Below are 23,042 nucleotides of genomic sequence, written 5' to 3'. Positions count from 1 at the left end.
GGCCGGCCGCAACTACTTGTCGGACACGGTTGCCGCAGAATCCTGCGCGAACACCTTCCGCAGTCCGTCGATGAGCGCCCCGCGCCAGCAGGCGAAGTCGTGCCCGCCTTCATACACCGACAGTGAGACAGAAAATCCGAGACCGTCGAGCACCTCGGCCAGTCGGCCGGCGCGGTCGACCATGGGTCCCTCCCGACGACCGACGGCGAGGTGGAAATCGCAGGCGCCCACGCCCGCAACGTGTTCGCGGAACCGGCGCGCAGTCCAGTCATCACCATCGATGCTCGCCAGGTCCGCCGGAGTCGCCGTCCCGCCGGGGCTCCACCACAGCGAGGGGGAGTGAGCGAGCACGGCGTCGAATGCGCCGGGGCACGTGCGAGCCATGAGCAGGGACGCGAGCCCGCCGAGGCTCTGCCCGCAGATGATCCGCCGCGCATCGGCCGGCAGTACGGAGCCGTTGACGGCCGCTTCGGCTTCGATATCGGGAACGAGTTCCGAGGCGACGCTGCGAAGGAACTGGTCGTTGCCGGCAAGAGAATGTGTTCGTTCGGCCGTCGTGTGCGTGCCGATGCCGATGATGATGAGCCCGGGCAGCCCGGCAGCTTCCACGGCACGCGCCACGCAGAGGTGGTCGAACCACTGCCGACCGTCGAAGAGCACGAGGAGACCGGCCGGCGGCCCACTCGGCAGAGACACCCGCACAGGGTACTTCTTGCCGCCGATCTCACGGTCGGCAGAGACCATGAGGGCCGGCTCAGAGCGAACCCGTTCAGGGTCCTCGCCGAGGCTGCCCCCATCCGCCTCGGCGGGAATGTCCGCGTCAGCGCCGGCCGTCACCGTCGTCCTCGTCGCAGCGGTCGCACCCTGGGGACGATCGAACAGCCACATGCCGTGATCGGGAGCGAGCGGACCCGAGAACACCGACGCCCCCTCGCCGGCACCCGGCTGATCCGGCCGGGTGACCGGTGGATCGAGGTTGAGCGGGTCGATGAAGGCGGGCGGCCCCGGTCGACCCGGACCGCTCAACGGTGGGGCGACCTCTTCACGGGAGGGGCTGAAGCCGTAGGAACAGCGCAGATCGGCCGGCAGGGTGAGCGTCACGCCCCAGATGTCGGTGCCAGGGACTCGGGCCATGACTCCATCGGCCTGCCTGTGTTTGTCGGTGACCCGGTTCGCCGCGAGCCGGACGCTGCGCACCTCGGGATCGGTGCAGCGATAGAGGAACGTGACGTCGCGCAGGGCCGTGTCAGTGGGGCACGGGTCGACCAGGGGTGTCCCCTGCCGGGCGACCTCATCCCAGAACTGCCGTTCGCGATCGCCTGAACCACCGGATTCCCCAGCGGCAGAAGCGGAGAAGCCGGAACCACCGGATTTCCCAGCAGCAGAAGCGGAGAAGTCAGCCATGATGTCGATGAAGCGCACGTGATTGATCCTTGCAGTTTGGGCAGTAGGGCGACAAGTCGCGCACTCGACAGCACCGGGCCGTCATTGAGGGCCGGTGAGTATCGCATTTCGGACAGTCGACCACATCGATTGGACAAGTCGGCTGACAACGTTGCTAGTCTATCCACTTAGGTTAGGCTTACCAATTGGTAGGCGCCAGCTCCTCCACGCACGCCTCAGACCCAACGACGATTCCGCCCGACACCGCTTCGGCCGCTGCAACGCAGACACAGCCACCACGCCACACCACCCCAAGGAGAGCAATGAGAACTGGACTGACGATCATCGGAGCCGCATGTGCCCTGGCACTCGTCGGATGCGGAGGGTCCACCTCCGGCACCGCTGACGACTCCGCTGCCGATCAGGGCTCCGGCTCCGATCTCTCCGTCCCGCTCCCGGAAGGCTGGAAGCAGATCTCGGGAGAGAGCGACTTCTCCACGATCGAAGCCAAGCCGAAGCTGCCCGTCAAGGTCGAAGACGGCACGGGCACCGACGTCGAGGTCAAGGACATCGACCAGATCATCGTCGCCGGTGACGGCGTCGCATCGACTCTTGGAGCGCTGGGACTGGCCGACAAGATCGCAGCCGCCCCGGAGGACGCTGTCTCTCCCGAGGCAAAGAATGCCCCGGAGCACTTCGAATTCGGCAAGAGCACCGGTGTCGAAGGCTTGTTGGCCATGGACGGCACCCTCTTCATCGGTGACAACACCAAACGCCACGGCGATGTTGCAGGGCAGTTCCGCGACGCCGGCACCGATGCGGTCGTCATGGATGACCAGCAGTCCCAGGGCGACAAGCTCAAGGCCGTTGCCGAGTACGTGGGGGCGAAGGACGCCGGCGAAGAGCTCGCGAAGATCGTCGACGACCAGCTCGCCGATGCCGCGAAGACCGCGAAGGAATCCGACACGACGGATCTCTCGATCATCGAGGTCACGGCCTCGGGCGCCGGCGGGCAGAATGCTGTCGCCGGCACCGGTACGCCGGGCAATGAGATGATCGAAACGCTCGGCTACACGAGCGTCGGAGCCGAATCGAAGCTGCGCGGATACTCCCGCGAATTCAGCAATGAGGGCATCGTCGCCTCGGCGCCGGACGTCGTCGTCATGGCTGAATCGGACTACGAGAAGTGGGGCGGCGAGGACGGCCTGTGGAAGGCGTTCCCGACGCTCGACCAGACGCCCGCAGGCCAGAACTCGGCGATCTTCGTCATGCCCGACGCCCAGCTGAAGTACTCGAGCCCGGAGATCGGCGTCGGTGCGCAGGCCCTCGCCGAGGCGGTCGCGCAGCTCTCGTGAGCGCGAAGGTCCTCAACCGGTCCCAGAAGCCGTCACCGGTGTACAGCAGCGCCGCCGCGAAGGCGGAGAAGCGGCACAGCGTCCGGCGAATCCCGCTGCTGACCTGCGTCCTCATCGGAGTCGCGGTCCTCGCCGTGCTCATGGCAGTCTCGGCTTCGGTCGGACCGCTGCGGATCCCGCTCGACGACGTCGCGCGCATCGTCGGCGCGAAGCTGGGCCTCGTCGACGGCGCAGGGCTGAGCCAGCGCGACGTCTCCGTCGTGTGGCAGCTGCGGATTCCCCGCGTCCTCATGGGCGTCCTCGTGGGAGCCGCGCTTGCGATCTCAGGGGCGGCGCTGCAGAGCCTGTTCAACAACCCGCTGGCCGATCCGGGCATCATCGGCGTCAGCGGCGGCGCCTCGGCCGGAGCCGTCGGCGTCATCGTGCTCGCCGGTGGCAGCATCACCTGGCTCCTGCCGTTGGGCGCGTTCCTTGCGGGCCTGGTGGTGACCGGACTCATCTACGTCCTCGCCCGCCCGGGCCGGAACACGGGGACCTCACGGATGCTGTTGGTCGGCATTGCGGTCGGCTCCGGCTGTCAGGCGCTGACGGGGTTCTTCACCTTCATCGCCGACGATCAGCAGCTCCAGACTCTGACGTTCTGGCAGATGGGGTCGCTGGCGAAGGTGATCTGGCCCCAGTTCTGGGCGACTCTGCCCGTCTTCGTCGCTGGCCTCGTCATCGTCCTGCTCAATTCCCGCACCCTCGACGTGCTCACCCTCGGTGAGCGCGAGGCCCAGCATCTCGGGCTCAACGTCAAACGCAGCCGCCTGACCATCATCATCGCCACCGCACTGCTCACCGGCGCGGCCGTGGCCTTCGCCGGGGCAATCGGCTTCGTCGGCCTCGTCGTCCCGCACATCGTGCGCATCGTCGTCGGCCCCGGCCACCGGGGGCTGCTGCCGATCTCGGCAATCGCCGGTGCGATCCTCATCGTCGCCGCCGACTGTGCCTCCCGCGTGGTCGCTCCGCCCGCCGAGGTCCCGATCGGTCTCTTCACGGCCGCCGTCGGAGCGCCCTTCTTCCTGTTCCTGGTCGTGCGGATGAGGAAAAGCTCATGGTGATTGTGAACAATGCCGCCGAGGCGGTCGTCCGCGCCCGCGACGTCACCTTCGTCGTCGACGGCCGGGAGCTCGTCTCCGGGGTGTCTTTCGATCTGCGTGCCGGTGAGGTCGTCGCCCTCGTCGGTCCCAATGGGGCGGGCAAATCGACGATGCTCTCTCTGCTGGCCGGGGACGTGTCCCCGACGCGAGGGTCGGTGGAGATCACCGGCACCGAGGTGGGGGCGTGGAAGTCGGGACCGCTGGCTCGGGTGCGTGCGGTGATGCTCCAGCACAACAGCTCGAACTTCGCCTTCAGCGTCGAGGAGGCCGTGCACATGGGGCGGCTGCCCTGGGACATCGACGCCGACCGTGATGCCGCGCTCGTCGCCGAAGCGATCGCCGATGCCGACCTCGAGGGCTTCGAGACCCGTGACATCACGACGCTCTCCGGCGGTGAAGCGGCCCGGGTGTCCTTTGCCAGGACGAAGGTGCAGACAACCCCGATCGTCTTCCTCGACGAACCCACAGCCGCCCTCGACCTCAGGCATCAGGAGTCACTGCTGAAGTCAGTGCGGGCACTGCGCGCCGACGGGGCGGCCATCGTCGTCGTCCTCCACGACCTCAACCTCGCACTGCGGTATTCAGACCGTGTTCTCGTGTTCGGGGACGGGCGGCTCGTCGCCGACGGTCGACCCGCCGAGGCGCTGACCGAAGAGCTCGTCGACGAGGTGTACGGACAGTCCGTGCACCGGCTGCAGCCGGAAGGCATCGCCCATCCGATCCTCATCCCCGTTTGACATCGGGGATGAGGAGCCGGTCACATGATGACACCGGGGAGGCCGCCTCGGTGGGGGATCTGCGATCATTGGACTATGAACACCAGGCCGGAAGAATCCACCGTCCCAGCCCCTGCCGCTGACCCGGCGGCCGCACCCACAGCGTCGACGCATGACGCCTCGACGCATGACGCTGCGGCACGGGACGTCAAGGTCCGTGCGCCCGAACTCGTCGGCCGCCGATGGATGAACTCCGGCGGCAAGGATCTGACCCTGGCCGACCTGCGCGGAAAGGTCGTTCTCCTCGACTTCTGGACTTTCTGCTGCATCAACTGCCTCCACGTCCTCGACGAACTGCGCCCGTTGGAGGAGAAGTACGCCAAAGAGCTCGTCATCATCGGCGTGCACTCGCCGAAATTCGAGTTCGAACGCACCGTCGAGGCCGTCGACCAGGCCGTGGAACGCTACCAGGTCGAGCATCTCGTCCTCGACGATCCCGACCTCGTCACCTGGCAGGCCTACACCGCCCGCGCCTGGCCGACCTTGGCCGTCATCGACCCCGAGGGCTACCTCGTAGCGACGATGTCCGGTGAAGGCCACGCGGCCGGCCTCACCGAGATCATCGAGGGCCTCATCGAGGAGCACTCGGCCAAGGGCACCCTTCACTCCGGCGACGGGCCCTACGTTCCGCCGCCGGCCCCGGAGACGGACCTGTTCTACCCCGGAAAGGCCACCCGGCTGCCCTCGGGCCACCTCATGGTCGCCGATTCCGGACACCACAGCCTCGTCGAATACGACGACGATGCGGCCACGATCATCCGCCGTATCGGCACTGGTGAGCGCGGCGCGGACGACGGCGACTTCGCCTCGGCGCGCTTCAGTGAACCCGGCGGAATCACCGTGCTGCCCGCCGACCTGGCGGCCGAAGTCGGCTACCAGCTCGTCGTCGCCGATACCGTCAACCACACCCTGCGCGGGATCGACCTGACGAACGAGACGGTCACGACCATCGCCGGCACCGGTGAGCAGCACATGGTCGGTGCCATCGACAACGTCCGCGGCAAGCCCGGTGAGCTGGGACGATACGATGGACCCGCGGTAGACGTGAAGCTGTCGTCGCCGTGGGATGTCCTCTTCGTCCCCTCCACCGCCGAGGTGGTCGTGGCGATGGCCGGCAACCACACCATCTGGTCTTTCGATCCGAAGGACGGCACGATCCGCATCCTCTCGGGCACGATGAACGAGGGCCTGGTCGACGGCGACGGCGAGTCGGCGTGGTTCGCCCAATCCTCCGGTCTCGACCTCGGGCCAGCGGGCGAGGTGTTCGTCGCCGACTCCGAGACCTCGGCGATCCGCCGCCTCGATCCCGCCACAGGTGAGGTGTCCTCGCTGGTGGGCGTCGGACTCTTCGACTTCGGCTTCCGCGACGGACCGGCCGCCGAAGCCCGCCTGCAGCACCCGCTGGGAGTGCGCAGCCTGCCTGACGGATCGGTCGCGATCGCCGACACCTACAACGGTGCGATCCGCCGCTTCGACCCGAGGACCGAGGAAGTCACGACCCTGGCGCGCGGCCTGCGCGAACCCTCGGACATCGTCCTCATCGACAACGCAGGCACCCCCGATGACGCCGAACTCATCGTCGTCGAGTCCGCCGCACACGCACTCACCCGGGTGAAGCTGCCCAAGGACGCCCAGAAGGTCGACGAGGGCGCACTGACCACGAAGCGCCCTTCGACCGAGATCGCCTCCGGTCCGGTGTCGCTGACCGTGAGTTTCACTGTCCCAGCTGGTCAGAAGCTCGACGACCGGTGGGGTGATCCCACGTTCCTGCAGGTGTCTGCGACGCCGCCGGAACTCATCTCCTCAGGAGAAGGCGGAGCCGAGGGGCTCAGCCGAGATATCGTCATCAATCCCGAGTACACCGAGGGAGTCCTGCACGTGACAGCGCGTGCTGCAGCCTGCGACGGTGAGCCCGGGGGAGAGATCCCGCTGCACGCGGCCTGCCACCTCTACCAGCAGGACTGGGGCATCCCCGTCGAGCTCGTGGATTCGGCTCCGAACGCACTCACCCTCGACCTCCGCGGCGCCTGAGCGCTCGGCCACCAGAGCGAGGGCCGCTGTCGATCAGGCGGACGGTAGTCGCAGAATCGCCCATGCACGGAGATTGCTGGGTCGATCCACGGTGGTTGCGGCGTTCTGAACGCCGTGGATCGACCCAACAATCACTGTGGCAAGGAGAACCGCGAGAGGCGCATCCGTCGGAGGTCCGGACACGGGCCTGTGGAGCGGGACTGGGACCTCAGCAGGAGGAGCGCCCCTCAGGCGATGGTGACGTCGCCGAGGCGGCGCGGTTCGAAGCTCACCTGTGAGGACTTGACGACCACCGAGCCGCCGAGGACGAAGGAGAGCTTCTCGTCGAAGTCGTGTTCGGCAGCGGTGACGATGTCGCGGTAACGTCCCTTGACCCGTACCTCGACCGTCGAGGGAGTGAGTTCGAGATCGCTGCCGGACGAGGTCAGCCCGATCTGCGGACTGCGCTCGAGCGACCAGGAGACATCGCCGATGATCTCGTTGTCCGTGTCGTAGCCGAAGACGCAGCCGGCCGGCATGAGCGTCTTCGACTTCATGCAGTCCTGCAGATGGTCGGTGACCTGCTCCTCCACGGTCTGCTCGAGCTTGGCCGTGGGTTCGGGCGAGAGCTTCACGGTGGGGGAGTCGCCGGGGGCGGTCACCTCGGTGCGTTGGGATCGCGACTTCAGATACGTTGCATCGAAACCAACGAGGTAGCTCGCCGGGAACAGCACGGGCACACTCCCCGTGCTGACCCCGTATCCGTTGACCGTCGCCGTCGACGAACCGGAGACGTCCAGGGTCAAGGTCGGCCATGCTTCCTGTTCGATGGCCCAGCGGTTGAAGAGTCCCGCGCTGGCAGGCAGGCGGACCATGTTGAGATCGACGGTCTGCTCCCGCGAGGACAGGTTGTACCTGAGGCTGACCTTCGCGTGATCGCCGTCGACGGAAACGGTCTCGGCCTCGGGCTCGCGCGGCAGATCGGGAGCCGCGGAGAGCACCTCGTCACTGAGTGCCAAGGTCGATGTCGGAGTCGGCGTGGACAGGTAGGAGAAGGCACTCTGCGCATCGCCGCGTTCGATCGCCGAGATATAGGATTCAGCGGCTCGCGCGGGCGTGTAGACGGTGAAGTTGAGGAGGGGGACCGCTGCCACTGTGAGGACGACGACCGTCAGCGCTGAGATCAGAAGTCTGCGCGACGTTCGCATGGCGCTCCTGATTCGGTTGGGGACTTGAGGGGACTGGGCAGTTCTCAGTCTATCTGCCGCGGATCACTCGACCGGGTAGGCATGCAGGGCAGAGGTGTCGACCTCGACGAAGACATGCGTGCCGACCTTGACGTTGGCTCGCAGTTCGGAGATCGTCGCGCCGAGTCCCGGGTGCAGGACACCGAATCCGATGGTCGGATCCGTCTGCGTTCTCGGCACTCCGGCGAGGTCGGCGAGGTCGACGTCGAGCGCGAGACCCATCTCCGTGTCGACCGGTGAGAGCTTCGCCTGCAGACAGGAACCGCGATCGCGCAGTCCCGTGACGATGGCTTCGAACACCGTCGCCGAGGTGAACGCCGGGTCGTGTTCGTCCAGTGACAGGAGGGCGGCACGCCACCCGAGAGTGACGAACACCTTCCCGTCGAGTTCGGTGCGGGCGCGCACGGCTGAATGGCCGATGGACAGCCATCCCTTCCGGGCCAGCCCGGAATAGACGTTGACCCCGCTGAGCTCGGCCGGCAGCGAACCGCGCGGTTCGGTGACGATCTGCTCCAAGGAGCCGAGCGCGACGAGTTGGTCCTTTTCGATATCGGCCACCCCCGCCTCGGCGATGGTGTGGTCGGTCAGCGAATTCGAGCTGAAGACGACCCCGCGCCCTTCTTGGGCGACGAGTTCGGCGAAGCGACCCCGCAGCCCGGTGCGCAGATGGCCGGGGACCGAACCGAACGGGTCGATGAGAGCCAGCCACTTCGCGCCGCTCGCCCAAGCCGCGGCCAGGGCGAGGCGGGCACGATCGGTCGCGTCGAGGTCGTCGAGGCGCCGACGCAGAACATCGGGGCGCAGTCCGAATGATGTCAATGCAGCCGATGGATCCGCTGCCGATGCCGCCTCCCCAGATCCGGCATCGGCTTCGCGAAGATAGCTCTTCATCCAGCTGCGCACACGCAAGCGACCCGACCGGCGACCGGTCGGGAAGCGTGGTGGTGGTGCGACGTGGGGCAGGGCCGCCGCGGACAGCACCACCGATGTGGTGCTGTCCGGGCTGCCCATGAGTCCGAGCATTGTCCCTGCTCGCAGACGTCCGAGGTCGATCTCGCGTCCGTCGAGCTGCAGCCCCGCGAGGGACAATTCATCGTTCAACGCGGCTTAGAACTCCGCGGGATCGTCGGAGGCGTTCATCCGCCGACGGGTGATGATGACAGCTGCTGCACCGACTGCGAGCAGACCGACACCGAGGGCCAGTCCGGTCATCTCGGCACCGGTGCGCGGCAGGTCGCTGCCCGAATCATTCGAGCCGCTGCCGTTCCCGGCCCCGTTTCCGCCTTCGTCGACGGCGGTGCCGTTGGTGAGCACGGTGAAGCTTCCGCCCTGGGGCTCATCGAAGCTCTCGGCCTGGGCACGCACGTTGTAGGTACCGAGCACGGCCTTGACCTTGGCCTGGACGCCGAACGTGACCTTGCCTTCGGAATCGGCTTCCTTGGTCATCGTGTAGCGGTCGACCTTGCCCTGGGCATGCTCGACCGTGATCGAGACCTTCTCGCCGGGCTGAGCCCCGCTGACGCCGATCTTGATGCCGTCGTTCAGGAAGTCCTCGGAGCTGACCTCGGTGGGGTTGATGAACATGGACGCCTGTGCGGCTGCGGCAGGCTTCTTGTCCTCGGTGCCGGGGCTGGCCGGACCGGTGGACTCGGGAGCCTCGTCCTCGGCCTTCTTGTCGTCTTCGGCCGCGTCTTCGGCACCGTCGGTCTCATCGACCTTGGGCTCGTCGGACTTCGGCGCTTCGTCCTTCGGACCCTCGGCGGGTCCCGGCTTCACACCGTCGGCAGGAGCCTTGTCGTCCTTGTCCTCGCCCTTGTCGGTCTCCGATGGGCTCGGCTTGGGTGCTTCGGTGGTGGGCTCTTCGGTCTTCGTCTCCGACGGACTCGGCTTCGGTGCCTCGGTGGTGGGCTCCTCGGTCTTGGTCTCCGTCGGCTCGGGAGCCTTCGTGGTCGGATCCTCGGTCTTCGTCTCCGACGGGCTGGGCTTCGGTGCCTCGGTGGTGGGCTCCTCGGTCTTCGTCTCAGAGGGCTCCGGGGACTTCGTTTCGCTGGGAGTCTCGTCCGGAGTCTTGATGGGACCGGTGGCCGAATCGCACTTATCGTCGTCGCCCTTGCCCGGTTCGTCGACCTCGGAGGCCTTGGAGACGACCTCGAAGGTCACCTTCGAAGACTTCTTCTCGGACTTGAGATCGGTGAGGTAGAGCGAGTACTCGCCGACAGGCACCTGGGCACCGTCGGTGACGGTGAAGAAGTAGGTGCCGGAGACCTTTCCGTCTTCGTCGACCGTGAGCTTCTTGTCCGGCGAGTATTCGGTGCCATCGGTGCCGACGACGGTCACCGTGGCCTTCTGGTCCGGGCTGAATCCGGTGCCGGAGAAGCCGATTCCCTTTTTGTCGTCAGCTATGTCGGCGCGGGTCACCTGCGCCTGCGCAAGGGTCGCCTGCGGATCCGACTCGTCGGGAACCGAAGAATCCGATTCGGAGCTGCTCGATGACTGCTGATCACCCTGGGCGCACAGCGGTTGCTGAGGGACCGAAGCGGTGGACTCTGTCGCTGCGAACGCCGGGGCGCCAGCAAGACCTGTCAATGCAACGGCTACTGCGGGGGCAAGCACAAGACGCGAGGTCTTCACAGTAATGCCTTTCGATTGTTGTCTACCCACGAAAGACGATGGACTCCCGGCATTCCTTGGCTTAAGAAGGGGAAGGCACCATCGTGCGCGGGTCCGTACAGCTCATTACCCTAAAGCATTCATCCGCCGCTATGGGGAGACACACGGGTAAAAATCAGGAGAATTCCCGAGAATCGTTACCGTTTTGTGACATAGTTTCGGCGTGTCGGTAGATTTTGCCGGCCGGTTATGCGTATTCGACCCATGGTTCGGCAGAGGGGAGAGGAGAGAAGGCTTAAGCGTGCGGGGCTTGCAGCGACTACCATCGGAAGCGTGACTCTCCTTTCCGACCGCGACATCCGCGCCGAGCTCGACTCCGGACGCATCGCCCTCGACCCCTACGACCCGTCGCTGATCCAGCCGGCCAGCGTCGACGTGTGTCTCGACCGCTACTTCCGGCTCTTCGACAACCACAAATACGCGGTCATCGACCCGAGCCTCGAGCAGCCCGAACTCACCCGTTTCGTCGAAGCCGCTCCGGGGGAGCCCTTCGTCCTCCACCCGGGGGAGTTCGTCCTCGCATCCACTCATGAGCTCGTGACTCTGCCCGTCGATGTCGCGGCTCGGCTCGAGGGCAAGTCCTCGCTCGGACGTCTCGGTCTCCTGACCCATTCGACGGCCGGTTTCATCGACCCCGGTTTCAGCGGCCACGTCACCCTGGAGCTGTCGAACGTCGCGACCCTGCCGATCACCCTGTGGCCGGGGATGAAGATCGGCCAGCTCTGCTTCTTCCGACTCAGCTCGGCGGCGGAGAACCCCTACGGTTCCCAGGCCACGGGCAACCGCTACCAGGGCCAGCGCGGCCCGACCGCTTCCCGTTCGCACCTCAATTTCTATCGGAGGGACATGTGATCACCCGCCGCGAACTGCGGCTGCAACGCGAAGCCGCTGAACGCGCCGCCCGGGAACAGGCCGACGCTGCGCGCTACCAGGCCCCCGACGCCGAGGTTTCGGGCGTCCCGAATGCGACCGGAGACCGGGTCGGCCCTGACGCCGGTGGCTCCGTCTCGCCGGCCTCAGTCACGCCTGGAGCGCCCACTGCCGCCCCCGTGCCCCCTGCCTCCGACGCTCAGGCCGCGAGCAGGCGGCGGACCGGGATGCCGTCGACGGGACGGCCCGGATACGGCGGTGACACGTCCGCGCCCGAGGACACGGCCACCTCGGCGGATCTGCGCGGTTTCCACCTCATCCTCCTCGATGACGCGGTCGAGGTCTCCGACGTCCTCGCGCTCATCCACAACAAGCTGCCCGATCTGCGCCCCGTGCTCGACGAGCACGGGCAGCTGCGCCTGAGCCGGCACTCCCGACTGAGCTCCGGGGCTGCCCTCGACCCGGCCGATGCCGCCGCGCTCGAAGTCCCCGACTGGGCTCGGCATGCCATCGTCATCGACTGCCCCCGGGATCGGCAGCCGACCCCGCCGCCGGACTGGTTCGCCGACGCCGACGGACTCCACGAGGCCTTCCCCAACGGAATGCCGGATCGGGAGGAGGAGCGGATGCTCAGCCTCATGCTCTCCGTCGCCTCCCGCCTCCACACGGGCGTGCGCCTGGCCGACGAGCCCGGACTGCCGACGCGGGTGATCATCCCCGACCCGGAGGCGAAGGTCGACCTCTACATCTACTCCTCGTACTGGATGGAGCCGTCGGTCGCGCTCGACTTCGTCCGCCGCCATGCCCCGCACGCCTTCCAGCAGTCCCTGCCCACCCCAGACGAGGATGTGCTGGCCCAAGCGAGCATCGACGATCCGCTCTTCGACCCTTCCGCCCCGGTCATCCTCGACGGCTATGCCCTGCTCGTTCCGCTCGGCGAGATCGATGAATCCGCCGGCAGCCTCGAGATCCGAGTGATGGAAGCCGAGTGGGTTCCGCCGATCGTCGCCGCCCACACCGTCGCCCCGCAGATCGAATACCACGTGCACTGGATGGACACCGAGTCGAAGCGCTATCAGCCGAACCAGGGCCGCCGCTTCCGACGGATGCGCGGTCGGGTGGCCGAACTCACAGATGCGATCGGAGCCGAGCTGCTCGTCGGCTCGGACGGCATCGGTCTCGACGAGAACGGCTTCCTCGTGACCAGCAGACAGCTGCGCGCGTGACCAGCTGTCGGATGCGCGCGTGAGCGGTGTCGTGTCGGGGCAGAGCCTGTCTCAGCTCACACCCAGCAATTGGGGAAACGACACCTGTTCGTGCGAAAATGACATGACGAACCTTTCTCACAAACAGGCATATGACGGAGGTGGCCGCCGGTGATAGTCATGACAGGGGCCTTCTTCGGGGCATCTGTCATCGCCTACCCTCTGGTTCGCCTGCTCGGTCGCAACGCTTTCTTCTTCCTCGCTCTCGTCCCCTTCGCGGGACTGCTGTGGAGCCTGTCGACGATCCCAGAGATCTTCGGCCCCGCCGCCCAGCCGGTCGTGGAGAATCTCGACTGGCTGCCCGAGCTCGGTCTCGCCGGGATCTTCCGCCTCGACGTGCTCTCCTGGATCATGACGCTGCTGGTGACCGGGGTCGGTGCCCTCGTCTTCGTCTACTGTGCACGCTACTTCCCGCCCGACGAGCCGGGACTGGCCCGGTTCGCGGGAATCTTCATGGCCTTCGCCGGAATGATGTACGGGCTCGTCATCGCCGACGAACTGCTCATGCTCTACCTGTTCTGGGAAGGCACGACCGTCTTCTCCTACCTGCTCATCGGGCACAGTCAGTCCCGCCGCCGCTCCAGGCAGGCGGCACTGCAGGCCCTCATCGTCACCACCGCAGGCGGACTGGCCATGCTCGTGGGCATGATCCTGCTCATCACCGCCACCGGCACCGGGCAGATCTCGACCCTGGTCGACCGAGCCCAGTCGGGCATGGACACCGGCGGAATCATCATCTCCGCCGTCATCCTCATCCTCGTCGGCGCGATCTCGAAGTCCGCGCTCATGCCGTTCCACTTCTGGCTGCCCGGCGCCATGGCCGCTCCCACTCCGGTGAGCGCCTATCTGCACGCCGCGGCCATGGTCAAGGCGGGAATCTACCTCGTCCTGCGCCTGGCGCCTGGCTACAACAACATCCCCGGCTGGTCCGAGGTGCTGCTCACCCTGGGTCTGCTGACGATGTTCATCGGCGGTTGGCAGGCGCTGAAGCAGACCGACCTCAAACTGCTGCTGGCCTTCGGTACGGTCTCGCAGCTCGGATTCCTCACCACCATGGCCTCGTTCGGCACTCCGGACATCACGAAGGCAGCCTTGGGTCTGCTCATCGCCCACGCCCTGTTCAAGTCGTGTCTGTTCCTGTGCGTCGGAATCATCGACCACCGTGCCGGCACCCGTGACCTGACGAAGCTCTCCGGCGGCTGGAAGGCCTTCCCTGTCGTCGCCGTGTGCGCGACGATCGCCGCCGCCTCGATGGCCGGACTGCCCCCTCTGCTCGGCTTCGCGGCGAAGGAAGCCGCGTACTCGACCCTTCTGTCCTCGCCGGACAAGGCCTCGGTCATCGCCTTCATCGGCATCATGATCGGCTCGATCCTCACCGTCGCCTACTCGGCCCGTTTCGTCTGGGGCGCGTTCTCCTCGAAGCCCGGAGTCGACGACATCGCCCGCCGCGACGAGAAGCTCACCCTCGTCGTTTCCCCGCTCATCCTCACCGCCCTGACTCTGGCGCTCGGCCCGGGAGTCGGCCTGCTCGACGGCTACTTCTCCGCGTGGACCTCCGGGCTGCCGGCAGTGGCCGAAGGCGATGGGCACTACCACCTCGCGCTGTGGCACGGATTCGAACCGGCGCTAGCCTTCACCGCCGTCACCGTCGCCGCAGGCCTCGCTCTGTTCATCTACCGCCGTCCCTTCGCGAAGGTCCAGGCGACGCTGCCGTCGGGACTGGACTTCCATGAGCTCTACCGAATGCTCATCGGCTGGATGGAGGCCCTGGCGCTGTGGGTCACCGCCCGCACCCAGCGCGGTTCGCTGCCGTTCTACCAAGGCGTGGTCTACCTCGTCCTCGTCGCCGGACTGGGACTGGCGATCATCTCCAACGACACGTGGAACATCACGTTCCGGCTCTGGGACACCCCGCTGGACCTCATCGTCGCTGCCGTGCTCGTCATCGTCGCGATCGGTGCCACCCGAGCCAAGAAGCGGTTCACCGCCGTCGTCGTCACCGGCATCTCCGGCTACGCCATGGTCGCCTACTTCGCTTTCGTCGGCGCTCCCGACTTGGCCCTGACCCAGGTGCTCGTCGAGACCATCACGATCGTCGTGTTCGTCCTCGTCCTCCGCCGGCTGCCGGCGCGCATCGGCGAGTCGACCGGTCGACTCACCCCCGCCTGGCGGGCGATCATCGGCGGTGCCGTGGGCATCACCATGATGCTCGTGGTCCTCATCGCCTCCGGTGTGCGCATGGCCGATCCGATCTCCATCGACTTCGGTCAGCTCGCCTACGAGCTCGGTCACGGCAAGAACATCGTCAATGTCACCCTCGTCGATATCCGCGCGTGGGACACGATGGGCGAGATCTCGGTGCTCGTGGCCGCCGGAACCGGTATCGCAGGCCTCATCTTCGTCCGTGGTCGCGAAGGACACCTGCATCGGTTCGAACGAAAGAAAGACGGCACCGAGGCGGCCGGCCGTATTCGCTTCCAACCCGTGGCCGAGGACGTCGTCGACCTCCACCACGCCGGCCGCGGGGAAGGGCTGTCGCAGAAGCGTGCGTCCTGGCTCATCGCCGGACGGACCCTGGCTCCGCGCAATCGGTCGATCATCCTCGAGGTCACTGCCCGCCTGATCTTCCACGCCGTCATCGTCTTCTCCGTCTACCTGCTCTTCGCCGGCCACAACGATCCGGGCGGCGGATTCGCCGGCGGCCTCGTCGCCGGGCTCGCGCTCGTCGTGCGCTACCTTGCCGGAGGCAAGTACGAACTCGCCGAAGCGGCCCCCTTCACCCCCTCGGGAATGCTGGGCACCGGTCTGGTCACCGCGATCCTCACCGTCATCGGCGGGTGGATCTGGGGTGGGACGGTCTTCGAATCCGTCTACATCGAGGGTGATCTGCCGGTGCTGGGCCACCTGTCCTTCGGTACGTCGACGTTCTTCGACATCGGCGTCTACCTCATCGTCGTCGGCCTCATGCTCGACATCCTCCGCTCGCTGGGAGCCGAGGTCGATCTGCACCAGGAGCGCGACGAGGCGATGCTGACCAACCGCATCCACGACAATGTGAACTTCTCCGAGGACATGGGCGCCACAGCCGAACACCGGGCCGTGTCCGAGATCATCGACCGCGTCAACGAACTCGACGTCGACAACGGTGCGGAAGGAGGCCGCCTATGAGCGTCCCCTTCATCATGGTCCTGGCCATGGGCGTCCTCTTCGCCGCCGGAATCTACCTCATGCTCGAACGCTCCCTGACCCGAGTCCTGCTCGGCTTCATCCTGCTCGGCAACGGAGCGAACCTGCTCATCATCCTCACCGCCGGCCGCGGTTCCCCACCCCTGACCGACGGAGAGAACCTGTCGACCGAAGGCATGTCCGATCCGCTGCCGCATGCCCTCGTCCTCACCGCCATCGTCATCACCTTCTCCGTGACGGCGTTCCTGCTGGCGATGATCTACCGCTCTTGGAGGCTCATGCGCGCCGATTCGCTGCAGGACGACGACACCGACCTCCAAGTGGCGATCACGAAGCTCATCGACTCCGAGGCGGAGGCGAGCACCGACTACGACGACACCGAGTTCGGTGACGAAGCGGAGTCCCCGATCACCGGTGCCATCGACCTCGACGACGACGGCACGCCCGCAGAGCGGGAGGACCTCGCCGACGACATCGAGGACGCGTCGACCCCGGCCGAGGCCGATGCCATCGCCGAGGAGGCCGCAGACTCGCAGACGGAAGCGCACAGCGCCGAGGAGGCCGAGGTCACCGAAGAGGCCAAAGACGCGAAACAGCAGGGAGACGACGCATGATCGATCTTCTGCCCGTGCTCGTTCCCCTGCCGGTTCTGCTGCCGCTCATCGGCGCCGGAATCGCGCTCATCCTGTCGAAGCACACGCGGGCGCAGAACATCGTGTCGATCGCGATCCTGGTCGCGGTCATGGTCATCGCCACGATGATCCTCTTCGGAGTCGATGCGCATGGGCCGCAGGTCGTGGCGATCGGCGGGTGGCAGCCTCCTGCGGGCATCGTGCTCGTCGCCGACCGGCTGTCAGCTCTCATGCTCATCGTGTCTGCACTGGTCACACTGTGCGTGCTCGTCTACGCCCTGAGTCAGGACGCCAACGACGATTCGAACGAGACTCCGATCTCCGTGTTCAACCCCAGCTATCTGGTGCTGTGCGCGGGCATTGCGAACTCGTTCCTCGCCGGAGACCTGTTCAATCTCTACGTCGGCTTCGAGATGTTCCTCGTCGCTTCCTATGTGCTGCTCACCCTCGGTGCCACGGCGGAGCGGATCCGGGCGGGAGTCACCTATGTGATCATCTCGCTTGTGTCCTCGGTGATCTTCCTCGCCGCCATCGGTGTCATCTACGCCGCGTGCGGCACCGTGAACATGGCGCAGCTGTCCGAGAGGCTCTCGGATCTGCCGGCCGATGTGCAGATGATCCTCCACGTCCTCCTGCTGCTGGGCTTCGGCATCAAGGCCGCGATCTTCCCGCTGTCGTTCTGGCTGCCCGACTCCTATCCGACGGCACCGGCCCCGGTGACAGCGGTCTTCGCGGGACTGCTGACCAAGGTCGGCATCTATGCGATCATCCGCACGGAGACCCTGCTGTTCGCCGAGTCCTCCCTGCGGGTGCCGCTGCTCATCGCGGCCGGGCTGACGATGCTCGTGGGCATCTTCGGCGCCATCGCACAGTCGGAGATCAAGAGGATCGTGTCCTTCACCCTGGTCTCCCATATCGGCTATATGCTCTTCGGCGTGGCGCTGGGCACGAGTGTCGGCCTGTCTGCGGCGATCTACTACACGGTTCACCACATCATCGTCCAGACCGCGCTGTTCCTGGCCATCGGCCTCGTCGAAATGCGCGGCGGGTCCACCTCGACGAGGTCGCTCGGCGGTCTCATGGTGCTCTCGCCGGTGATCACGATCATCTTCTTCATCCCGGCTCTCAACCTCTCCGGCATCCCGCCGTTCTCCGGGTTCATCGGCAAGGTCGCACTCTTCCTCGCCGGCTTCGACGACCACGCGTGGCTGCCGACCGTCCTCATCGTCGCCGGCACCGTGACGAGTCTGCTCACTCTCTACGTCATCGGACGTACCTTCAACCTCGCATTCTGGCGTGATCCGGCCGATGCGGAGGAGCCGAACGAGGACCTCGTCGAGGAGTTCACGGAGCGGAAGAAGACGCTGCTGGCGGGGAAGAAGTGGAAATCTCAGATCGGCGTTCCCCCCGCCATGGTGGCGGCCACCTCGGTGGTGGTGATCGCCTCCATCGTTCTCACCGTCGCAGCCGAACCTTTGTGGGACATGTCGAACCGGGCAGCCGAGAACCTCTCGACGCCGATCGACTACGTCACGAATGTGCTCGGAGGTGATGAGTGATGAGCCCCGACCGAGACCAGGGACAGACCCGAGCTGACGGCCAGGACCGAGTCCGCGGCCGGGACCGGGCGATGGGTCAGGACCGGGTGCCGGCGAACCGGGCGCGGATGAGCCGGGGCCGCGGATTCATCCAGCAGCTCGTGCTGCTGGTCTCGCTGGTTCTGCTGTGGCTGATGCTGTGGGATTCGATCACAGTGGTCACCGTGGTCACCGGAATCGTGCTGGCCTTCGTCATCACGCGCGTCTTCTACCTCCCGCCCGTTGTGCTCTCCGGACGGTTCAACGTCTGGCATGCGTTGGTGTTCGGTCTGTGGTTCCTCTATTCGGTTCTCCACGCCTCCATCGAAGTCGCCTGGTATGCGTTCCGTCGCAAAGCGGTCGGCGCCGGGTCCGTCGTCGCATGCGATCTGCGCACGAGCTCGGACCTCGTGCTCACCCTCATAGCCGATACCGCCAGCCTCATCCCCGGGTCGATCATCATCGACAGCGATCGCGCCATGGGCATGCTCTACCTGCACTTCCTCGACTGCGATTCCGAGGAGAAGGTGCGCAAGGCGAAAGCGCAGGTCTACTACATCGAAGAGCTGCTCATCCGCACTCTCGGTTCCCACCGTGATCTCGCCGCCCTGCGGGCCAGACCGGATCCGCTGGCCGAAACCGAAGGAGGCCGCTCATGAGTGAGATCGTCCTCCACTCCCTCGTCGTCGCCGGTTCGGTGCTGTTGGCCGCCTCGGTGGTCATTGCGCTCTTCCGGATCGTCCGCGGTCCGTCGATCCTCGACCGCATGATCGGCACCGACGTCGTGCTGGCGGCGATCATGTGCGGCCTCGGCGGGTATATGGCTCTGTCCGACCGGACGGATCTGCTGCCCGTGCTCATCGTGCTCGCGATGCTCGGCTTCGTCGGTTCGGTGAGCGTGTCGCGGTATGTGTCGAAGTCCGATTCGATGACTCCGGGCGCCGAGGCGGGGGCCCTGTCCGAGTTCAGTGCCTCTGACTGGCACATGCCCCGTGATGCGGACGAGCAGTGCGCCGGGCCCGGATCGACCTCTGTGCCCCAGGCTCGACCCGGCGATGACGTCACCGAGATCGCGGATGCCACCTACGACGCCCACGCCGACAGCGGCGGAGAGGGCGAGGGCACCGGACCCGACCCGGGACCCGATGACGCCGAGCACGTGTCGGATGGCGACGGGCAGGAGAGCAATCGTGGTTCTTGACATCATCTCGGCCGTGCTCATCTTCCTCGGCGCGGTCCTGTCCCTGGCCGCCGCGGTCGGTCTCGTCCGCTTCGGCGACCTTCTCTCGCGAATGCACGCGAGCGCGAAACCCCAGGTGCTGGGCCTGGTGCTCGTCGCCGTGGCGATCGCGATCCAGTTCCCGACTTGGGCGACGGTGACGACTCTGGCGATCATCATCTCCTTCCAGCTCGTGACGATTCCCGTCGCCACCCATATGGTCGGCCGCGCCGGCTATCGCACCAAGCACCTGCGTCGATCTATGCTGTACCGAGATGAACTCGCCGAGGCGGTCGACCGTGCCGAGGCCCGAGAGATCGCCTGGGAACGCCAGAGAGGAACCGGAACAGACCACCATGACGGCTGACAATCACACCGAGCCCCAACCACTCGTCTTAGTCGCCGATGATGAGCCCGACGTCCTCGGGGCGGTCGTACCGTTCCTCGAGCGCTCCGGTTTCCGGGTGTTGCCTGCCAGCGACGGACTGCTCGCTCTCGACGAGATCCATCGTCACAAACCCGATGTGTGCGTCCTCGACGTGCTCATGCCCGGAGCCGACGGTCGGCAGGTGCTGCGCCGCCTGCGCGAAGAGGAGAACTGGGTTCCGGTGCTGCTGCTGACCCAGGTCGGCGAGGGCGTCGAGCGGGCGATGGCGCTCGAAGAGGGCGCCGACGACTACCTCAACAAACCCTTCGATCCGCACGAGCTCGTCGCGCGCATCCGTGCCGTGCTGCGCAGGACCCGCAATGACGGTCCGCCCTTGGCCACGGCACCGGTGCTCGTGTCCAGCTTCGGCCTGCGCGTCGACCGTGTCGGACGCCGGGCGTGGTTGGGGCAGCGTGAACTCGTCATCACCCCGAAGGGCTTCACCCTGCTCGAGTACCTCATGGTGCACAAGGACGAACTCATCGAACGCTCCCGCCTGCTCGAAGTGCTGTGGGGATTCGAAGAGGCCGTGGGCACCCGCGCCGTGGACTCCCGGGTCGCCGAGCTGCGTCGTGTGCTCGGCGAGGACGCCGCAGAACCGCGGTGGATCGCCACCGTGCAGGGGCGCGGCTATCGTTTCGTCGGTGAGGTCCGCGGCGAGGACGGACAGAGCCGTCTATGACGAACTTCCTTGTCTTCGAGATCCAGGTCTGGCTGTTCCTGCTGCTGCTCGTCATCGTGCTCGGCGGTCTCGCCGTCGGTGCCTGGTTCGGCTGCCGGTATCTGCAGAGGCGTGAGGCCGCGCTGCGGGAATCCATCGAGACGGCCGCGGCCGAGGATTCGATGACGAAGCGCAATCGGATGCTCATCCGACTCGATCATGAGCTCAAGAATCCGCTGACGGCGCTGCGCACCTCGGCGGCGAGCATCCGGGAGGTCGTCCGCGACGGCGGCACGCTGAGCGAGGTTGAGCCGGCCGCCAAGCAGGTCGACGTGTCCTCGCGCCGGGTCGCCCGACTGCTGGCCGATCTGCGCAAGCTCGCCGACGTCGAGACCCGCATCATCGAATACGCCCGCGTCGATCTCGATGCGCTCATCCATCAGGCCGTCGAAGATGCATCGACGGCGCCGGGAGCCGAGGACCGGATGATCGTGGCGACTGTCGCCCGTGCTCCGTGGCGGCTGCCCGATGTCGCCGGTGAAGAGGATCTGCTGCTCACCGCGATCCTCAACCTGCTGGGCAATGCTCTCAAATACTCGTCGCAGGCCGAAGTCGTCGAGCTGCGTGCCAATGAGCAGATCATCGACGGGCACCGCTGGGTCGTCGTCGAGGTCGCGGATACGGGCAGCGGCATCCCGCTGGCCGAACAGGAGAACGTCTGGGACGAGCTCTCTCGCGGTTCACGTGTACGCGCGGTCGCCGGTTCGGGCATGGGACTCTCGCTCGTGCGCGCCATCGTCACTCGGCACGGCGGATCCGTGCAGCTCTTCAGCCAGGAGGGTGTGGGCACCTCGGTGCGCATGGTCCTCCCCGTCCTTGCCGATGCCGCGCCCGTGACCGTTCCGCAGATGTCGGATCATATGGATCGGGTCGCTGCCGGTTCGCATGCGGTGCAGCCGGTGCAACAGGCGGATTCGCGGCAGGCGCCCGGATTCCTGCCTCCGCGTCAGCCCAATGAGGCCGAACTGCAGGGACGGATCCTCGGCACTCCGCGGCGGACGTCGAAGCGTCGTCTCGAGAGGGTCGACGGGAACCTGGTCAATCGTCGGACGGGCGAATCCGTCTCCGGTGGGTTCCCGCCGGATTCCGGTCAGCATTCGCAGTTCAAACCGCCGCGTCAGGCCTCGAACGCCGGCAGACAGAACCCGGGCTATGGGCAGCCGCCTGCCGGCAGCCAGCCGAACTCGGGTCCTCAGAGATCCGGCCCGCAACAGCCCGGACAGCCTTCGGTCGGAAGTCAGCCGCACTCGGGTCAGCAGAGCTTCGGGCAGCCACCTGTGGGCAGTCAGCCCAATTCCGGTCCGCAGAGCTTCGGCCAGCCCTACGCGGGAAGTCAGCCCAATTCGGGACCCCAGAACTTCGGCCAGCAGCCCGTCGGCAGCCAGCCCGGTGCTCCGTACAACGGTCAGCCGCCTGCAGGCAGTCAGCCCGCCGGCGGCCCCCAGTCCACCGGACAACCACCTGTCGGAAGCCAGTCCGGATCCGGTCCGCAAATGCCTCAGCACGGGTACGGGCCGGCTCAGCCGAATCAGAACGGTCCGGAAGCGGGGTACCCAGACCGTCGCCGCCGAGGTGACCAGCAGTGAGACCAGTGACTGGGCGCACGGCATCGGATACCTCATCCGTGGGGATCTTCGCAGCGAAGAGACCCGTTTCGGGGAGTCGTACCGCGGGGAGTCCCGACGCGGGCAGACCCGCCTCGGCGCGACGAGCCGCGGCCGCCGGCACACTCGCACTGACCGTCCTCCTCAGCGGATGCTCGGTCCTCCAGATCCGCACGGAAGACAAGTCCGCAGGGCCGGTGCGGATCGGCGTGGAGGAGACCGCCGGTCCCGAGCCTACGGGCAAGCCCACCGAAGCCGGCATCCCCGAGGGGATGACGAAGACTTCAGTGACGTTCGGCAGCAGCTGCCCGGTCGAACTCACCTTCGCAATCGGTGATGACTGGAGAGACAGCACCGGGAGCACCGAGCAGTTCCATGTATTCAACCATGGCGAAGACACCACTCGCGGCGATACCATCCTCGTCAACTGCACCGACGAATACGGTGACAGTGCTCAGGAAGTCGTTGATCAGAAGAGGCGGTACAACTTCTCCGAACAGGACTCACAGGTGTTGGCCGAGCAGACAGGGTCTCTGGCCGCGGGCGAGTTCTGGAGCTATCAGGGTGAACTCGGTCCGACCGAGATCCTCGCTATCAACAACGAACCGACTTATGCCTTTGGGGTGCAGACGGGGTATAAGATCAACGGGCGCCTGGTGAATCTGTCCATCGAGATGCGCACACCGAAGACGAACACCGAAGTGGCGGAGGACTTCAAGAAGATGCTTCCGACGGTTACGATCGATGGTGAGAAAGTCCCGTCACCGAGCTTCCACTGACGTGCCAGTGAGCACCGAACGACGTGGCGATCAGGTGCCCGCGAAGATAGTGCGCCCGCGAAGTTAATGCGCCCGCGATCCGGTCGACCGCCTCGGTGACTCCGGTCGGTCATCACAGTGGCCGGTCGCCTCGGCGATCTCGGGTTTCTCTGGATTTCGCCCCGGAATCTGCGCGGGGA

The 23,042-nt window shown here is 66.3% G+C and carries 19 protein-coding genes; 15 read left to right on the top strand and 4 right to left on the bottom strand.

Features of this window, described 5'->3' with window-relative positions; translation table 11 throughout:
• Positions 1-12: 12 nt before the first annotated feature.
• The gene (locus KTJ89_RS16005; protein WP_259358448.1) at positions 13-1,422 is read right to left on the bottom strand and encodes an alpha/beta hydrolase-fold protein; all 1,410 of its coding nucleotides are present in this window, start codon (positions 1,420-1,422) and stop codon (positions 13-15) included.
• 284 nt (positions 1,423-1,706) lie between these two features.
• Here KTJ89_RS16005 and KTJ89_RS16000 point away from each other — a divergent pair, with 284 nt between their 5' ends.
• The 4 genes from KTJ89_RS16000 (at position 1,707) to KTJ89_RS15985 (ending at position 6,687) form a co-directional block, all read left to right on the top strand.
• Positions 1,707-2,738, top strand: a complete 1,032-nt coding sequence (locus KTJ89_RS16000; RefSeq protein ID WP_259358447.1) for an ABC transporter substrate-binding protein — start codon at positions 1,707-1,709, stop codon at positions 2,736-2,738.
• Positions 2,735-3,841 carry a FecCD family ABC transporter permease gene (locus KTJ89_RS15995; RefSeq protein WP_259358446.1) on the top strand — a complete coding sequence of 369 codons (1,107 nt, stop codon included), beginning with the start codon at positions 2,735-2,737 and terminating at the stop codon, positions 3,839-3,841. Before KTJ89_RS16000 ends, KTJ89_RS15995 begins: the two co-directional genes overlap by 4 nt.
• Positions 3,835-4,617 (top strand): heme ABC transporter ATP-binding protein, encoded by a 783-nt coding sequence (locus KTJ89_RS15990; RefSeq protein WP_259358445.1) that lies wholly within the window; start codon positions 3,835-3,837, stop codon positions 4,615-4,617. Before KTJ89_RS15995 ends, KTJ89_RS15990 begins: the two co-directional genes overlap by 7 nt.
• 75 nt (positions 4,618-4,692) lie before the next feature.
• Complete coding sequence (locus KTJ89_RS15985; protein WP_259358444.1) at positions 4,693-6,687, top strand: NHL domain-containing thioredoxin family protein; 1,995 nt, start codon at positions 4,693-4,695, stop codon at positions 6,685-6,687.
• Positions 6,688-6,914: 227 nt separating this feature from the next.
• Here KTJ89_RS15985 and KTJ89_RS15980 read toward each other — a convergent pair whose 3' ends face one another.
• The 3 genes from KTJ89_RS15980 to KTJ89_RS15970 all read right to left on the bottom strand — a co-directional run bounded on the left by KTJ89_RS15980 (position 6,915) and on the right by KTJ89_RS15970 (position 10,544).
• A complete protein-coding gene (locus tag KTJ89_RS15980; RefSeq protein WP_259358443.1) occupies positions 6,915-7,874 on the bottom strand; it encodes a hypothetical protein in 960 nt (319 codons plus the stop codon).
• Positions 7,875-7,937: 63 nt separating this feature from the next.
• Positions 7,938-9,014: an ABC transporter gene (locus KTJ89_RS15975; protein ID WP_259358442.1), complete on the bottom strand. Its 1,077-nt coding sequence runs from the start codon at positions 9,012-9,014 to the stop codon at positions 7,938-7,940.
• Positions 9,015-9,020: 6 nt separating this feature from the next.
• Complete coding sequence (locus tag KTJ89_RS15970; RefSeq protein WP_259358441.1) at positions 9,021-10,544, bottom strand: LPXTG cell wall anchor domain-containing protein; 1,524 nt, start codon at positions 10,542-10,544, stop codon at positions 9,021-9,023.
• Between the two features lie 312 nt (positions 10,545-10,856).
• Between KTJ89_RS15970 and dcd the strand changes: the two genes are divergently transcribed.
• The 11 genes from dcd to KTJ89_RS15915 all read left to right on the top strand — a co-directional run bounded on the left by dcd (position 10,857) and on the right by KTJ89_RS15915 (position 22,863).
• Positions 10,857-11,435: a dCTP deaminase gene (dcd, locus tag KTJ89_RS15965; RefSeq protein ID WP_139468980.1), complete on the top strand. Its 579-nt coding sequence runs from the start codon at positions 10,857-10,859 to the stop codon at positions 11,433-11,435.
• A complete protein-coding gene (locus KTJ89_RS15960; RefSeq protein ID WP_259358440.1) occupies positions 11,432-12,679 on the top strand; it encodes a hypothetical protein in 1,248 nt (415 codons plus the stop codon). The genes dcd and KTJ89_RS15960 overlap by 4 nt, the downstream gene beginning before the upstream one ends.
• A 159-nt stretch (positions 12,680-12,838) precedes the next feature.
• Positions 12,839-15,886, top strand: a complete 3,048-nt coding sequence (locus KTJ89_RS15955; RefSeq protein ID WP_139469126.1) for a Na+/H+ antiporter subunit A — start codon at positions 12,839-12,841, stop codon at positions 15,884-15,886.
• On the top strand, positions 15,883-16,518 hold the full coding sequence (locus KTJ89_RS15950) for a Na(+)/H(+) antiporter subunit C (RefSeq protein ID WP_139909328.1): 636 nt from the start codon (positions 15,883-15,885) through the stop codon (positions 16,516-16,518). Before KTJ89_RS15955 ends, KTJ89_RS15950 begins: the two co-directional genes overlap by 4 nt.
• Entirely contained in the window at positions 16,515-18,095 is a 1,581-nt protein-coding gene (locus tag KTJ89_RS15945; protein WP_139909327.1) for a Na+/H+ antiporter subunit D, read from the top strand. The genes KTJ89_RS15950 and KTJ89_RS15945 overlap by 4 nt, the downstream gene beginning before the upstream one ends.
• Positions 18,095-18,772, top strand: a complete 678-nt coding sequence (locus KTJ89_RS15940; protein ID WP_259358439.1) for a Na+/H+ antiporter subunit E — start codon at positions 18,095-18,097, stop codon at positions 18,770-18,772. Before KTJ89_RS15945 ends, KTJ89_RS15940 begins: the two co-directional genes overlap by 1 nt.
• Positions 18,769-19,314, top strand: coding sequence for an MrpF/PhaF family protein (locus KTJ89_RS15935; RefSeq protein ID WP_259358438.1), 546 nt, complete (start codon positions 18,769-18,771; stop codon positions 19,312-19,314). The genes KTJ89_RS15940 and KTJ89_RS15935 overlap by 4 nt, the downstream gene beginning before the upstream one ends.
• Positions 19,304-19,699 carry a monovalent cation/H(+) antiporter subunit G gene (mnhG, locus tag KTJ89_RS15930; protein WP_101546653.1) on the top strand — a complete coding sequence of 132 codons (396 nt, stop codon included), beginning with the start codon at positions 19,304-19,306 and terminating at the stop codon, positions 19,697-19,699. Before KTJ89_RS15935 ends, mnhG begins: the two co-directional genes overlap by 11 nt.
• Entirely contained in the window at positions 19,689-20,441 is a 753-nt protein-coding gene (locus KTJ89_RS15925) for a response regulator transcription factor (protein WP_259358437.1), read from the top strand. The genes mnhG and KTJ89_RS15925 overlap by 11 nt, the downstream gene beginning before the upstream one ends.
• Positions 20,438-22,066 carry a sensor histidine kinase gene (locus tag KTJ89_RS15920; protein ID WP_259358436.1) on the top strand — a complete coding sequence of 543 codons (1,629 nt, stop codon included), beginning with the start codon at positions 20,438-20,440 and terminating at the stop codon, positions 22,064-22,066. The genes KTJ89_RS15925 and KTJ89_RS15920 overlap by 4 nt, the downstream gene beginning before the upstream one ends.
• Complete coding sequence (locus tag KTJ89_RS15915) at positions 22,063-22,863, top strand: hypothetical protein (protein ID WP_259358435.1); 801 nt, start codon at positions 22,063-22,065, stop codon at positions 22,861-22,863. The genes KTJ89_RS15920 and KTJ89_RS15915 overlap by 4 nt, the downstream gene beginning before the upstream one ends.
• The last annotated feature ends 179 nt before the right edge of the window (positions 22,864-23,042 follow it).

Source organism: Brevibacterium sediminis (genome assembly GCF_024895295.1).
In the GTDB taxonomy this organism is placed as follows: Bacteria; Actinomycetota; Actinomycetes; order Actinomycetales; family Brevibacteriaceae; genus Brevibacterium; species Brevibacterium sediminis.
This window is presented reverse-complemented; position numbering and strand designations above follow the sequence as displayed.

Excerpts from the sequence above, each read along its gene's own strand:
- KTJ89_RS16000 (WP_259358447.1), top strand. The coding sequence starts at position 1,707 with ATGAGAACTGGACTGACGATCATCGGAGCCGCATGTGCCCTGGCACTC.
- KTJ89_RS15990 (WP_259358445.1), top strand. The coding sequence starts at position 3,835 with ATGGTGATTGTGAACAATGCCGCCGAGGCGGTCGTCCGCGCCCGCGAC.
- KTJ89_RS15985 (WP_259358444.1), top strand. The coding sequence starts at position 4,693 with ATGAACACCAGGCCGGAAGAATCCACCGTCCCAGCCCCTGCCGCTGAC.
- KTJ89_RS15980 (WP_259358443.1), bottom strand. The coding sequence starts at position 7,874 with ATGCGAACGTCGCGCAGACTTCTGATCTCAGCGCTGACGGTCGTCGTC.
- KTJ89_RS15955 (WP_139469126.1), top strand. The coding sequence starts at position 12,839 with ATGACAGGGGCCTTCTTCGGGGCATCTGTCATCGCCTACCCTCTGGTT.
- KTJ89_RS15950 (WP_139909328.1), top strand. The coding sequence starts at position 15,883 with ATGAGCGTCCCCTTCATCATGGTCCTGGCCATGGGCGTCCTCTTCGCC.
- KTJ89_RS15945 (WP_139909327.1), top strand. The coding sequence starts at position 16,515 with ATGATCGATCTTCTGCCCGTGCTCGTTCCCCTGCCGGTTCTGCTGCCG.
- KTJ89_RS15940 (WP_259358439.1), top strand. The coding sequence starts at position 18,095 with ATGAGCCCCGACCGAGACCAGGGACAGACCCGAGCTGACGGCCAGGAC.
- KTJ89_RS15935 (WP_259358438.1), top strand. The coding sequence starts at position 18,769 with ATGAGTGAGATCGTCCTCCACTCCCTCGTCGTCGCCGGTTCGGTGCTG.
- KTJ89_RS15925 (WP_259358437.1), top strand. The coding sequence starts at position 19,689 with ATGACGGCTGACAATCACACCGAGCCCCAACCACTCGTCTTAGTCGCC.
- KTJ89_RS15920 (WP_259358436.1), top strand. The coding sequence starts at position 20,438 with ATGACGAACTTCCTTGTCTTCGAGATCCAGGTCTGGCTGTTCCTGCTG.